This is a genomic window from Streptomyces sp. NPDC007808, assembly GCF_042868655.1.
GTDB lineage: Bacteria > Actinomycetota > Actinomycetes > Streptomycetales > Streptomycetaceae > Streptomyces.
The window spans coordinates 298,985-311,448 of record NZ_JBIAEQ010000010.1 but is presented as its reverse complement, the minus strand read 5'-3'; the positions used below and the strand labels follow the sequence as shown (position 1 = coordinate 311,448).

General features: G+C 70.7%; 11 protein-coding genes. 4 read left to right on the top strand and 7 right to left on the bottom strand.

Annotated features, from left to right (window positions below; translation table 11 throughout):
• The first annotated feature begins 92 nt into the window (after positions 1-92).
• Both ACFYNL_RS34540 and ACFYNL_RS34535 read left to right on the top strand, forming a co-directional pair.
• The gene (locus tag ACFYNL_RS34540) at positions 93-1,625 is read left to right on the top strand and encodes an RNA polymerase sigma factor (RefSeq protein WP_388810704.1); all 1,533 of its coding nucleotides are present in this window, start codon (positions 93-95) and stop codon (positions 1,623-1,625) included.
• Between the two features lie 827 nt (positions 1,626-2,452).
• A complete protein-coding gene (locus tag ACFYNL_RS34535; protein WP_388810702.1) occupies positions 2,453-2,830 on the top strand; it encodes a hypothetical protein in 378 nt (125 codons plus the stop codon).
• Between the two features lie 171 nt (positions 2,831-3,001).
• On the opposite strand, the gene ACFYNL_RS34530 is transcribed toward ACFYNL_RS34535, so the two are convergent.
• From ACFYNL_RS34530 to ACFYNL_RS34515, 4 genes are all read right to left on the bottom strand, one after another.
• Positions 3,002-3,613 carry a hypothetical protein gene (locus ACFYNL_RS34530; protein WP_388810699.1) on the bottom strand — a complete coding sequence of 204 codons (612 nt, stop codon included), beginning with the start codon at positions 3,611-3,613 and terminating at the stop codon, positions 3,002-3,004.
• Positions 3,610-5,502 carry an alpha/beta fold hydrolase gene (locus ACFYNL_RS34525; RefSeq protein WP_388810697.1) on the bottom strand — a complete coding sequence of 631 codons (1,893 nt, stop codon included), beginning with the start codon at positions 5,500-5,502 and terminating at the stop codon, positions 3,610-3,612. Before ACFYNL_RS34525 ends, ACFYNL_RS34530 begins: the two co-directional genes overlap by 4 nt.
• A gap of 79 nt (positions 5,503-5,581) precedes the next feature.
• Positions 5,582-5,758: a hypothetical protein gene (locus tag ACFYNL_RS34520; RefSeq protein WP_388810694.1), complete on the bottom strand. Its 177-nt coding sequence runs from the start codon at positions 5,756-5,758 to the stop codon at positions 5,582-5,584.
• Positions 5,759-5,982: 224 nt separating this feature from the next.
• Complete coding sequence (locus tag ACFYNL_RS34515) at positions 5,983-7,176, bottom strand: Glu/Leu/Phe/Val dehydrogenase dimerization domain-containing protein (RefSeq protein WP_388810691.1); 1,194 nt, start codon at positions 7,174-7,176, stop codon at positions 5,983-5,985.
• Here ACFYNL_RS34515 and ACFYNL_RS34510 point away from each other — a divergent pair.
• Entirely contained in the window at positions 7,175-7,504 is a 330-nt protein-coding gene (locus tag ACFYNL_RS34510; protein WP_388810689.1) for a hypothetical protein, read from the top strand. The two genes, ACFYNL_RS34515 and ACFYNL_RS34510, sit on opposite strands and share 2 nt — an antisense overlap.
• 156 nt (positions 7,505-7,660) lie before the next feature.
• Positions 7,661-8,434 carry a LuxR C-terminal-related transcriptional regulator gene (locus tag ACFYNL_RS34505; protein ID WP_388810686.1) on the top strand — a complete coding sequence of 258 codons (774 nt, stop codon included), beginning with the start codon at positions 7,661-7,663 and terminating at the stop codon, positions 8,432-8,434.
• 7 nt (positions 8,435-8,441) lie between these two features.
• Here the strand turns inward: ACFYNL_RS34505 and ACFYNL_RS34500 are convergent, their stop codons facing one another.
• Genes ACFYNL_RS34500 through ACFYNL_RS34490 form a run of 3 tightly spaced genes read right to left on the bottom strand, consistent with a single transcriptional unit; the run spans position 8,442 to position 12,456 of the window.
• A complete protein-coding gene (locus tag ACFYNL_RS34500) occupies positions 8,442-9,911 on the bottom strand; it encodes a phytoene desaturase family protein (RefSeq protein WP_388810683.1) in 1,470 nt (489 codons plus the stop codon).
• Positions 9,908-11,695 carry an ABC transporter ATP-binding protein gene (locus ACFYNL_RS34495; protein WP_388810680.1) on the bottom strand — a complete coding sequence of 596 codons (1,788 nt, stop codon included), beginning with the start codon at positions 11,693-11,695 and terminating at the stop codon, positions 9,908-9,910. The genes ACFYNL_RS34500 and ACFYNL_RS34495 overlap by 4 nt, the downstream gene beginning before the upstream one ends.
• The gene (locus tag ACFYNL_RS34490) at positions 11,692-12,456 is read right to left on the bottom strand and encodes a class I SAM-dependent methyltransferase (protein ID WP_388810677.1); all 765 of its coding nucleotides are present in this window, start codon (positions 12,454-12,456) and stop codon (positions 11,692-11,694) included. The genes ACFYNL_RS34495 and ACFYNL_RS34490 overlap by 4 nt, the downstream gene beginning before the upstream one ends.
• Between the last annotated feature and the right edge of the window lie 8 nt (positions 12,457-12,464).

Below are 12,464 nucleotides of genomic sequence, written 5' to 3'. Positions count from 1 at the left end.
CGCGCCGTCGGCCCATCCCCAGGTCGGTGGTCGGCTCCTGTCCATCGTGGACGGGGCCGGAAGCCGTTTTCCAACGTTCCGAGAGGTTGTTCGTGTCGGCCAGCACATCCCGTACGCTCCCGCCGGAGATCGCCGAGTCCGTCTCTGTCATGGCTCTGATCGAGCGGGGAAAGGCTGAGGGGCAGATCGCCGGCGACGATGTGCGTCGGGCCTTCGAAGCCGACCAGATTCCGGCCACTCAGTGGAAGAACGTACTGCGCAGCCTCAACCAGATCCTCGAGGAAGAGGGTGTGACGCTGATGGTCAGTGCCGCGGAACCAAAGCGCACACGAAAGAGCGTCGCAGCGAAGAGTCCGGCCAAGCGCACCGCCACCAAGACGGTCGCGGCCAAGACGGTGACCACCAAGAAGGCCACCGCCGCCGCCACCCCTGCGGCGCCCGCCGCCGAAACCGCCGCCGAGGACGAGACCCCGGCCAAGAAGGCCGCCGCCAAGAAGACGACCGCCAAGAAGGCGGCCACGAAGAAGACGACGGCCGCGAAGAAGACGGCGGCCAAGAAGACCACCGCCAAGAAGGACGACGTCGAGCTGATCGAGGACGAGGTCCTCGAGGACGCCAAGCCCGGCGAGGAGCCCGAGGGCACCGAGAGTGCCGGTTTCGTGCTCTCCGACGAGGACGAGGACGACGCGCCCGCGCAGCAGGTCGCCGCGGCCGGCGCCACCGCCGACCCGGTCAAGGACTACCTCAAGCAGATCGGCAAGGTCCCGCTGCTCAACGCCGAGCAGGAGGTCGAGCTCGCCAAGCGCATCGAGGCGGGTCTGTTCGCCGAGGACAAGCTGTCCAACGCCGACAAGCTGGCCCCCAAGCTCAAGCGCGAGCTGGAGATCATCGCCGAGGACGGCCGCCGCGCCAAGAACCACCTCCTGGAGGCCAACCTCCGTCTGGTGGTCTCCCTGGCCAAGCGCTACACCGGCCGCGGCATGCTCTTCCTGGACCTCATCCAGGAGGGCAACCTCGGTCTGATCCGCGCGGTCGAGAAGTTCGACTACACCAAGGGCTACAAGTTCTCCACGTACGCCACCTGGTGGATCCGCCAGGCGATCACCCGCGCGATGGCCGACCAGGCCCGCACCATCCGTATCCCGGTGCACATGGTCGAGGTCATCAACAAGCTCGCGCGCGTGCAGCGCCAGATGCTCCAGGACCTGGGTCGCGAGCCCACCCCGGAGGAGCTGGCCAAGGAACTCGACATGACCCCCGAGAAGGTCATCGAGGTCCAGAAGTACGGCCGCGAGCCCATCTCGCTGCACACCCCGCTGGGTGAGGACGGCGACAGCGAGTTCGGTGACCTCATCGAGGACTCCGAGGCCGTCGTCCCGGCCGACGCGGTCAGCTTCACGCTCCTCCAGGAGCAGCTGCACTCGGTCCTCGACACCCTGTCCGAGCGCGAGGCGGGCGTCGTCTCGATGCGCTTCGGTCTCACCGACGGTCAGCCGAAGACCCTCGACGAGATCGGCAAGGTGTACGGCGTCACGCGTGAGCGCATCCGCCAGATCGAGTCCAAGACCATGTCGAAGCTGCGCCACCCGTCGCGGTCGCAGGTACTGCGCGATTACCTGGACTGAGCCAGATTCGCTCCGGCGCCCCTGACCTGCTGCTTTGCGGGTCGGGGGCGCTTTGCTGTGCCAGCACGGCGCTGCCACTCCCGATATCAGCCCTGGCATGCTTGCGGTGCGTTCGTATATCCGGATAGAGCCTCACGCCTCGACTTCTGGCCACGTCACCTCGCCGCTGAGCGGAAGAGTGCGCAGACCCTGAGGGTCTACGGGCGACGGGGTGCGTGCCTTCCTGTGGTGGTGCGAGGAGGCAGAGGCAGACCGCGCCCGGTTCGCGAGCGGCCAACGGCCAGCGTCTTCGCGACAGCGACCAGCTCCTGAACCTGAAGCCGCCCGAGCTCGATCACAAGGCGATCCCAGAGCTGGATGGTGACCAGCTTCGAGGGCTGATCAAGGCATGCAAAGACGCCTAAATCCTGGCGATCTGCAAGAGGCGGCCTGCCGGCTCGGAAAGAGGAACACGACGCCTTCCGCCGGCAATGCTCGGCATCGCGCGCCTGCGCAACCTCACCCTCACCGGGTGACGGAGAATCCAGCAGGTGATGCGGTACGTCAGAGATCATTTTCGGGACGACGCTCAGGGACGATACGGCTGTCTCAAAGCAGCTTGTGTCTGCAGCAGATTCAGATGCTCGCCGATCCTGTCGTTGGTCGTCGGTCTGCTCGTGGTGCCTGAGGTGCGAGAAGTCGATCTCGCCCGCCGATGTCCCAAGCGTCGCTGTTCTGCCCTTAGTTGACAGGCCGTCAAGGGCGCGGCTTAGATCATTTCGATAGTGATGAGCTGCCATGAAAAAGGGGAACATTTCGTGACGCGCAGCATGTGGGCAAAGGTTGGTATGAGTATCGCGGCGAGCGTCGTCATCGCCGTCGGAACGACGGGCTCGGCCTACGCGGACGGGCCCGATGTGACCGCCACCGCCAGCTGGGGCACGGCAACCTTCAAGACCCATGGCGACTATCTGTGGGTGAAGGACAAGAGTGCGGACGGCTACTCCGTGAAGGCCACGCTCTGGCGGGACCTCCCTGGGGAGGGGTCTCGGGATGACATCCGGACCTGCTCGGACTCGACCACCACGCAGGACACGTCTGACGGCTACTCGATCTGCAACTTCGACGTGTCGGAGGACTACTGGGTTTCGGTCACCATCCAGCGTTACAAGAACGGCATCCCCTACGGGAGCCTGGTCGCCAGCGGCTACTCTTCGCAGGCCTGATCCCGTCGCGCCTACGGGACTGAGCCAGACCCCACTCAGCGCCCCTGACCTGCTCCTTTGCAGGACGGGGGCGCTTTGGCGTCGCGTCGCGGTCGCAGTAGCTGCGCCCAGGGCCCCTACGCCCTGGGCGGCGTGTTCATCGGGCCCGGTGGTCGGGCCGACAGGCGGTGCTCAGGTGTACGCGCGGTCCTTCGGGGGTGCCGACGCGGCGCCGGCCGGGTCGGGGCTCGTCTCCAGGTACGGGGAGACGAAGATGATCTCCGGTTCGTGTCCGGTGTCGAAGCCGGTGGCCTGGGTGAGCGCGAACTGGAATCCCTTGGCCGCGGGTGTCCCGTCGGCGCGGATCCACCTGCGCAGGTAGGCCACGAGCACCTGGTAGGCGGGCGCCTTGCTCAGCTGTGTGAAGCCCTGGTCCAGTACGGGCAGCAGTTCGCTGCAGAGGTCGAACACCGCCTTCTCGGGGCGGCGGCCGGGGAACCAGACGATCTGGTGCAGCTTCCGTCCCTCGATGACGTCCACCGACTTCCACGACGACGTCCGGCCCTGCAGGTCCAGCGTCCGGTAGAGGAGGTGGAAGTCGTGCATCGCGGGGGTCGGTGCGAAGAAGCGCCAGTTCGGGAGCAGCGAGAACCTGTCCCGCAGGATGACGCGGCTGAAGGCGGAGTTGGGGTGCTGTACGGCGAGGGTTGCGACCAGCGCCGCGGCGCCGACCGCCCGCGCGACACCGCCAGGGGTGGCGAACGCGGTCCGGGCCAGGGACCTGAGCGTACGAGGCTGTTTCATGGCCGGGGCTCCTTCTCCGCGTCCGTGCCGGCGTGGTGGGGCGACGGGGCCGTGCTGTTGAGGAAATCGACCACGTGGCGGCCCGCCTCGGTGGCGAACCTGCCGTGCGTCAGCATCGAGTCGTGGGTCGCCCCCTCCAGGACGACGGTCCGGGCGTGGCGGCCCTCACCGCTGTGCGCCCCGGCCAGCTCGTGGTGCATCAGCAACTGTTCCGGATCCCGGTCCACCGTCTGCTGGGCGGAGATCACCAGGGCGTGCACCGGCGTGGGTCCGACGGGACCGGTGAAGCCGCGGAAGTCCTCCTCCACGGCACGCCACTCGCGTCGGCCCGCCTCCCACAGACGGCTGTCGGCGTACTGGTCGAAGACACGTCGCCGGCACCTCGGCGGCAGGTCCTGGAGCCACTGCGGGCGCGACAGGAGCACACCGAGCCCGCAGCGCAGCGACCAGATCATCAGGGACAGCGAGGCACCGAAGCTGCGGGCCGTCGCGCTCTGCTGCGCCGAGCGGTTCAGCTGGTCCGGGTGGGAGGGGTCCAGGTAGACGATGCCGTGCAGTCGATCGCCGAGCTGGACGGCGGCACGCCGGGCGAGTTCCCCGCCGAGCGAATGACCGACGAGGACGACCTTGCGGTGCGGGGGCACCGCGCTTCGTACGAGGTCGACGAGATCGTCGACCGACTCGCTCAGCCGGAAGGGGGTCGTGGCGCCGCGTCTGCTTCCGGCGTACCCGGCGCGGGCGTAGGTGACGGCCTCGCAGTCGACCTCCGCGACGATCTTCTCCACGAGCCATGCGAAGTGCTCCGGCGTCGAGGCCATGCCCGCGGCGAAGACCAGGACGGGACGCTCCTGGTTCGCCTCGCCGCCCACGGACTCGTACTGCAGCCGGTTGCCGTGACGCGTCGTGACATGGCGGGAGGAGCCGGACCCGGCGACCACGCGCAGGCGCCGATGCACACCGACGGCGACGGCCCCCGCGGTCGCTCCCGCCATCAGCAGGGCGTTGGCGAGCATCGCGCGGTCGTCGCGGCCGGCGACGGCCGGGTGGTCCTTCGGAGCCGAGGTGTAGGCCACCGCAGGGTGCATCGACAGGAACGACGTGACGAAGCGGCCCAGTCCCATCACGAAGCCGTTGGTGACGTGGAACGCGGCCGCGCCGCCGATCACCGGCCGGGCGAGCCGGCCGCCCCCCAGGTAGGCCAGCGGGAACAGGCACTCCAGCGCGAGTACGCCGTGGGTGAGCGCCTTCGACGCGCGCGGGTACCTGCGGGTGAGCCGGTAGGACGGCTCGTGTCCGTACGTCCTGGTCCGCAGGATCCCGGGCAGGGCCGAGCCGTCCCGCCAGGACTCGCCCACGAGCTTGAGCCACCCCGCGACCACGTACGACAGGTTCGACTGGGCCGCCAGATACCAGAGCAGGGCGTCCTGGGTCTGCGGGGATCGGGAGGTCCGGGCCAGGCCGGTGCACAGCTGGGTGAGGATCGCCACCTGGTCGGAGCCGTCCGTGCCGTACCGGTGCCGGGGGTACAGCGCGACCGAACTCAGGCCGAGGAAGAGGTTGCCCGCACCGCGCCAGCGGCTGTTGCCGGGGTGCAGGAGGAGACCCGCGCTGACCGCGGTGCGCGCCAGGTGCAGGGCGGTCGTCGTGCGAGGCGAGGCGACCAGGTCCAGCAGCCGACGTGTGATCGGCGAGGACTCGGCGTTCACCTGCCGTATGACGTCCCAGTGGTTGAGCCCACCCTCACGTATCTCTTCGCGCTGCGCCAGGAATTCGACCGACGACGTGAGAGTGGTGGCCGCGGCGAGCCGTTCGGAGATGCTGATGGCGCGGTCACGCGACACCGGGATCGGCCCGAGAAGCAGTGAGCCGAGTCTTTTTACGAGTTTCACGGAATTCTCCCCGGCCCGTCGGGCCGGAAGCCTTTTCCGCTTCCGGCCCGACGGATTGTTCATGAGCGGACGCCGCCTGCTAGCCGATGTGGTTCCTGGTGACGGTGTACGCGGCGACGGTCGCCAGGACGGTCCGCGCGACGACGGCCGGGGTGGCCAGGACCGGCAGCATCTCGGTGCGGACGGCACCGTCGGCGTCGACGATGTCGCCCTGGAGGTCGGGGTGGTTGTTCATGTACTCGGCTATGTCCTGCATGAGCGCATGGTTCCTTTCTCGCACTGTGTCGTGTCCTTTGGGTGCGGTGCCGGGATCTTCATCCGTGGGGCCGCGCCCGGGAATTGTCGTCCGGCTCTCCGGAGAAAGCCGAAGGCTTAGACGAGGACGCGGCAACGCTATCCGTCTCGTGATTGCGACGTCAGTGCTGCGGAGAGAGATCGTAAAGAGGTGTGAGTGGTCCTGGTTCTAAAGTTGACCCGGAATTACCCGTCGAGCGGATCGGCCGGTTCCAGGGCCCGCAGGGCGGCGTCACGCTCCTCGGCGAGGGCCGTGGCGGCCTGGCGGGCGGTGAGGCCGGTGGTACGCACGACCGAGAACACCTCGTGCGCGAGCCGGTGCATCGTCGACTCGATCTTGGCCAGGGCCTGGTCGGGGTCGGCGGACACGTCACCGAACAGCGTCCACCACCACCAGCTGTTCGCCGCCGAGTTGGCCAGGAAGTCCGGTACGACCGTCACCCCACGCGCGGTGATGGCGGCCTCCGCCTCGGGCACCACGGACACGTTGGCGGCCTCCACGAGGTAGCGGCAGGTGAGACTGTGGTGGTTGGAGGCATCCACGGCGTACGACGTCGCGGCGGTGACCAGGATGTCGCTGGGCACCGCGGTCCAGTGATCGAGCGGCAGGGTGGAGGAGCCTGCGGGCAGCGCCGTACGGGGAATGACACCGTCCGGGGTGCGGACGGCCAGCAGCCGCTCGACGTCCAGCCCCCGGTCGTCGTGTACGACACCCAGCCGGTCGACCACCGCGCCGACCCTGACCCCGGCACGCGCGAGATGGCGTGCGGCGGCGCCTCCCATGGATCCGAAGCCGTGGACGGTCGCCGTCTGGCGACCCGGGTCCGCCCCGTACTCGGCGAGCGTGGCGAGGGTCGCCTGGGCCACGCCGTAGCCACCGACCGTGTCGCCGAGCCCCAGGCCGTCCACCTGGGCGGCGAAGGCGTCCTCCACCCTGCGCAGAGCGATGTCCGGGCCGTCCGGTACGAGGGGCAGGACGGCCTGCACACAGGAGCGCAGACCGACCGCCGTCACGGCCTTGTCGATCTGCGACTGCCGGGTCCCCAGGTCCTCTCCGGTGGCCCAGTGACTCTCCACCAACGGGCGTACCGCCCGCAGGAACCGGCGCAGGACTCCCTCGGCGGCCGGATCGGCGGGGTCGAAGTCGATCCCGCCCTTCGCGCCGCCGAACGGGCGGTAGCGGTCGTCCGGGTGGTGGACGAGAGCCTCCTTGAGGCTCATGGTGGCCGCTAGATCGCTCACCTCGGCAAGGGTGCACCCCGGGCGCATCCGCAGCCCGCCACTGGCGCGGCCGCGTCGAAGGCGGTCGATGACGAGCCAGCCCCGAGCACCCGTGACCGCGTCCGACCACTGGACGGTCAGATGGTGGGCACGTGTCATGCCAACTCCCTTGCGCATCGTGTACCGGCCCGACCGCAGCCGGTTCGAGGTGCTCGAGCCGTCGCACGGACGTCGACAGACGACGGGCGTGGCGCAGGCACGGGCGGCCGCGGCCGACGGGGCGATCACTGGCCGACGGAGGCGTGCGGAGCGAAACGTACGCGTGGGGCGAGCGCCCCCTCTCACCGGCGTGCGCGCCCTGCCCTCCTGCTTCCCCCCGGATCCGGTCGAAGTGCCGCAGCACGGTCCGGACGTACGGGCCGCCACCCTCTTCGTCGACCTCAGCCTCTCGGCACGGGACGGCCGCCGGCATCCCTCCGACCAGTGAACTTTTCTAATTCTTTGGATTACCCGGGGGGTCATCCTCAAGGTGGATCACGCGGGCACCGGGGCGTGTTGGGATGAACATCGCACAGTGCGGAACGGCCGCGGCGAGTGACCATCGCCTCCAGGCGCGAACCTACATCTGACAGGTCAACGGGGTATGACAATCCAAGTGCTGGTCGCGTGCGCCGGAGGCCTCGCGCGAGCCGGAATCGTGCGGATACTCGACAGCGCGGCGGACCTCTCGGTGATCGGCCAGGCCGCTCATGCCGCACAGGCGGCCCGACTGAGCCGACAGCTCGCACCGCAGGTCGTCGTCTTGGAGGGCACGAGCGCGGAGCTCGAACAGCCCGCCGTGGTCCGGTCGATCACCGAACCCGCGTCGACGGACGTACTCCTGCTGACGCCCGCCGACGCCGACAGTGCCACCCTGTGGCGTGCCCTCTCCGTCGGCGTCGTGGGCCTTCTCCCGATGGACGCGGCGGCCGACCAACTCCTGCACGCCGTCCGGCTGATCGCCCAGGGCGGCGGCTTCCTCGACTCGACCGTGGTCCGGCCACTGGTCCGGGCCGCGGCTCGGCACACCCCGCCCCGGGCGGACTCCCTCGGCGAAGAGTTCACCGGGGTGCTGACGCCTCGGGAACAACAGGTCCTCGTGTGCGTCGGGCAAGGGATGTCGAACATGGACATCGCCAAGAAACTGCTGGTCTCCGAGAACACCGTCAAGACCCACGTGAGCCGCATGCTCACCAAACTCGGCCTGCGCAGCCGCGTCGAGGCCGCGCTCACCATCCGCGGCACCTGGTCCGCTCAGGTACCCCCCTTCCGCGCCCGGCTCGACCAGGAGCTCCAGGCCGCCCCGGCCCGCCGCGCGCCGGAACCTCTCCGGCACGGTCGCCGCGCCGCTCACCGCCCCTGCCCCGGGTCCCACTGAGGTCCTCTCACCGGTCCGCGGGCGGCACAGGCGCCAGCGAGGGCCGCCGGCGTACACCGTGGGTGCGGCGCAGGGCGGACAGGGCTGCCAGATGGCCGCTCATCCCGTGCACCCCGGGCCCCGGTGGCGTGGAGGCGGAGCAGAGGTACACACCCGGCAGAGGCGTGCGGTAGGGGTCGAGCCGGGCCGTGGGACGCAGCAGGCTCTGTCGTACGGTCATGGCTCCCGCGCCGATGTCCCCGCCGACGTAGTTCGGGTTGTAGGCCTCGAACTGCCGGCCGGTGACCGCTCGACGCGCGATCACGGTGTCGCCGAACCCCGGGGCGTAACGCTCGATCCGCCGTGTGACGAGCGTCGTCGGATCCCGGTCGTCGCCGTGGGGGACGTGCGCGTACGCCCAGACCGGGTACTTCCCGGGCCGGGCACGGCCGGGGTCGGTGGCCGCGGGCTCCACGACGAGGACGAACGGACGATCGGTGGGGGTGCCGCGGGCGGTGAGCGTCTCCTGGCGGTCCATCTCGGCGCGCGTACCCCCGAGATGGACGGTGCCGGCCCGGCCGACCTCCCGGTCCCGCCACGGAACGGGCCGCGAGACCAGGAAGTCCACCTTGGCCGCCGCCGGTCCGTACCGGAACGACCGGAGCCCTCGGACATAGCCCGGCGGCAGCCGGTCACCTGCGATGCGCAGGAATTCCTTCGGGCTCGTGTCCAGCAGCACCAAGGGCACGGCGCCCAGGTCCCGCAGGTCGTCGACGCGTGTGCCGGTGTGCAGGACGCCGCCGTGCGCCCGTACGTCGGCCGCGAGGGCGCGGGCGATCGACGCGCTGCCGCCGCGTGGGAGGGGCCAGCCCGAGCTGTGGGCCAGATGACCGAGCAGCATCGCGACGCCCGCCGAGGAGGGACTGGGCAGGGGGCCGACGGCGTGCGCGGCCACCCCGGTGAGCAGGGCCGCGGCCCGCTCGGTGGTGAACCCGTCCGGGACGAACCGCGTCGCGTGCGCGAGGACCCGGGTGAGCAGCCTGGCCGCGGCGACCGGATCGCCCGGCAGCGCGCGGCCCCCCGCCAGGACCAGGTCGACAACGGCGGTTCCGCGCTCCACCAGCGGTGCCATGAGCCGGTGCCAGCGCTTCCCGTCGGGGCCAAGACCCGCGCAGGTGCGCGCCAGGTCGCGGTGGGCGATCCCGGGCGGACCGTCCGGCAGGGGATGGGCGTAGGAGATGTCCGGCCGCAGCAGTTCGACGTCACGAGCGGCGAGGTCGAACTCGCGGAAGAACCGCGAGGCGAGGGCCATCGCGTGGACGGCGGAGCAGATGTCGTGCACGACGTCCGAGTCGAAGAGCGGGCGCGTCCGCAGACCGCCGCCGATCTCGTCGGCCCCCTCGTACATCTCCACCCGCAGCCCGGCACGGGCCAGCGTCACCGCGGCGGCCAGCCCGTTGGGACCCGTGCCCACGATCGCGGCGTCCACGGCGCTCACCGGACCGCCTCCGCGACGGCAGCCCCGGCGCCGGCGGCCGGGTCGTCACCGCCGACGGCGAGCCGCGTCCCGGCCAGACGGCGGTACAGCGGGTCGTCGGCCATGAGTGCGCCGTGCACGCCGACCGCCCGGACCCGGCCACCCTCCAACAGGACGATCTGGTCGGCGTCGGTCACACTCGACAGGCGGTGGGAGATCGTGACGACCGCGCAGTGCCGGGCGAGTTCGGCGACGGCCCGGCGCAGCGACTCCTCCGTCTCCCCGTCGAGGTGGGCGGAGGCCTCGTCCAGCAGGACGACCGAGGGCTGCTGCAGCAGCGTCCGGGCGATGGCGAGCCGCTGACGCTGCCCCCCGGACAGTCCGGTGCCGCGGTCGCCGAGTTCGGTGTCGAGCCCGTCGGGCAGCCGCGCGACGAGCTCGGTGAGCCCGGCCCGGTCCAGGGCCAGGGCGATCGCGGCGTCGTCGGCGTCGGGTGCGGCGTAGCGCAGGTTCTCGCGGATGGTGCCGCTGAGCAGGGCATGCTCCTGCTCCACGTAGCCGACCGTGCCGCGCAGGGTGTCCAGGGGCAGGGTGGACACGTCCGCGCCGCCGACGCGCACCGTGCCGGCATCGGGCTGGTGGAAGCGCTCGATCAACTGGAAGACGGTGGTCTTCCCCGCGCCCGACGGGCCCACCAGCGCGGTCAGTCCGCGTGCGGGCACCGAGAACGACACCTCGTGCAGCACGGGTTCGGCGCCGTACCCGAAGGTGACGCCGTCGAACTCGACCGCCGAAACCTCCGAGTCGGCGGGCGGCGCGGGCGCGCCGCCCCGGTCCGTCGGATCCGGGTGGCTTCCGTGCCGCGGATCCTCCTCCTGTTCGATCTCCGCCAGTTCCGTGAGCCGGTCGACGGCCGCCCGCCCCTGCTGGAACTGCCCGATGGCCATGAACAGGGTGACCAGCGGGGAGATCAGGTAGAAGAGGTACATCATGAACGCGGTGAGGTCGGCCGTGGACAGGTGTCCGGCGGCGACCCGTGTCATGCCCCAGCCGATCACGGCGGTCAGGGCCACCTGGGTACCGACGTTCATGGCAGGGGTGAGCAGCGCGGAGTACGCGCTGACCCGTACGCCGGACCGGTGTGCGTCGCGGGCCAGGCCGGCGATGCGCTCGGTCTCCCGTTCCTCGGCGCGTGACGCCTTCACGGTGGTCAGGGCGCCGAGCGCCCGCTGCAGTGCGGAGCCGAACCGTGAGGTGTCCTCCCGGTTGTCGGTCGCGGCGACCCGGACCCGGCGGGCCAGCAGCAGTGAGACGGCGGCCGCCGCACCGAGGCACAGCAGGGTCAGCAGCAGCAGGGGAAGGTCGATCCACCCCATCAGCACGATGCCGCCCACGACCATGAAGGCGTTGGTGGTGATCTGGGACAGCGACTGGGTGATCGCGATCCTGGCGAGGGCGGTGTCCGCCACCATGCGGGTGAAGACGTCGCCGGGGTCGAAGCGCCGGTAGTCGGACAGGGTCGCCCGCAGCAGCCGCGCCGTCAGCGTGCGGCGTATCACGAGGACCGTGTTCTCGCCCGCCCGGCCCACCAGGTACGCCTCCAGCGCGGCCAGGGCGGCGTCGGCGCAGAACAGGGCGGCGACCAGGGCGATCACCGGGGCGAGGGGCCTGCCTCCGCCCGCGGCGTCGATCAGGTCGCTGATGACCAGCGGCTGCGCCAGCGAGGCGGCGGTCCCGAGCAGGCCGACGGCGACCCCGAGAGCCAGCAGGCGCCCGTGCCGTCGGGCGAGGGCCCACCCGCTCATGCCGGGCGCTCGTAGACGTTGACGAACAGGGCGCCGCCCCCGTCCCAGGGTGTCCCCAGCCAGTCGGACCACCGGTGGGCCGGGCGGAGCCCGGCGGCCGTCGCGTACGCGTCGACCTCGTCCGGAGTCGTCAGCCGGCTCGCCTCGGTGCCCACCCGGGTGGTGCCGTCCTTCTCGTGCCAGATGTGGGAGACGTGCCACAGGCCGGCGTCGGGGACCAGAGTCGAGTAGGTCTGCAGACCGGTGCCCGGCTCCGGGTACGGGACGAAGTAGCTGATGTTGCGCTGTCCTTCGTGCAGGTCGGCGACGGCGGCCGGGTTGTGCGTCTCGATCACCAGCCGGCCGCCCGGGGCCAGCCGGGCGGCGGCGTGCCCGACCGCGGCCCGCTGTTCCTCCGCGGTCAGCAGCATCGAGAGGGTCGCGCAGACGCAGTACACCAGCCCGTACGTGTCGTCACCGGTCGGCCTGCGGATGTCGCCGACGACACCCGTCACCGCGGCGCCGGCTCTTTCGGCCTCCCGGGCCAGGACGGCGAGCATCTCGGGGGAGGAGTCCACGCCGGTCACCGGCCCGGCGAGTCCTGCCAGCGGGATGGCGATCCGGCCCGTGCCGACACCGAGTTCGAGACAGGCCGCGCCGGGCTCCGGGTGCAGCTCGGCCAGGCGCTGTGCCGTCAGCCGGGCCGACTCGTCGCGCGGGAAGATCCGGTCGTACCAGCCGCTGAACTGCCGGCCGTAGCCGATGTCGTCGATGGTGCTCAAGGCGTGCT

Bases quoted from the DNA above. Each gene is read 5' to 3' on its own strand.
- ACFYNL_RS34535 (WP_388810702.1), top strand. From the start codon at position 2,453: ATGAGTATCGCGGCGAGCGTCGTCATCGCCGTCGGAACGACGGGCTCG.
- ACFYNL_RS34505 (WP_388810686.1), top strand. From the start codon at position 7,661: ATGACAATCCAAGTGCTGGTCGCGTGCGCCGGAGGCCTCGCGCGAGCC.
- ACFYNL_RS34495 (WP_388810680.1), bottom strand. From the start codon at position 11,695: ATGAGCGGGTGGGCCCTCGCCCGACGGCACGGGCGCCTGCTGGCTCTC.
- ACFYNL_RS34515 (WP_388810691.1), bottom strand. From the start codon at position 7,176: ATGACACGTGCCCACCATCTGACCGTCCAGTGGTCGGACGCGGTCACG.
- ACFYNL_RS34530 (WP_388810699.1), bottom strand. From the start codon at position 3,613: ATGAAACAGCCTCGTACGCTCAGGTCCCTGGCCCGGACCGCGTTCGCC.
- ACFYNL_RS34520 (WP_388810694.1), bottom strand. From the start codon at position 5,758: ATGCAGGACATAGCCGAGTACATGAACAACCACCCCGACCTCCAGGGC.
- ACFYNL_RS34510 (WP_388810689.1), top strand. From the start codon at position 7,175: ATGCCAACTCCCTTGCGCATCGTGTACCGGCCCGACCGCAGCCGGTTC.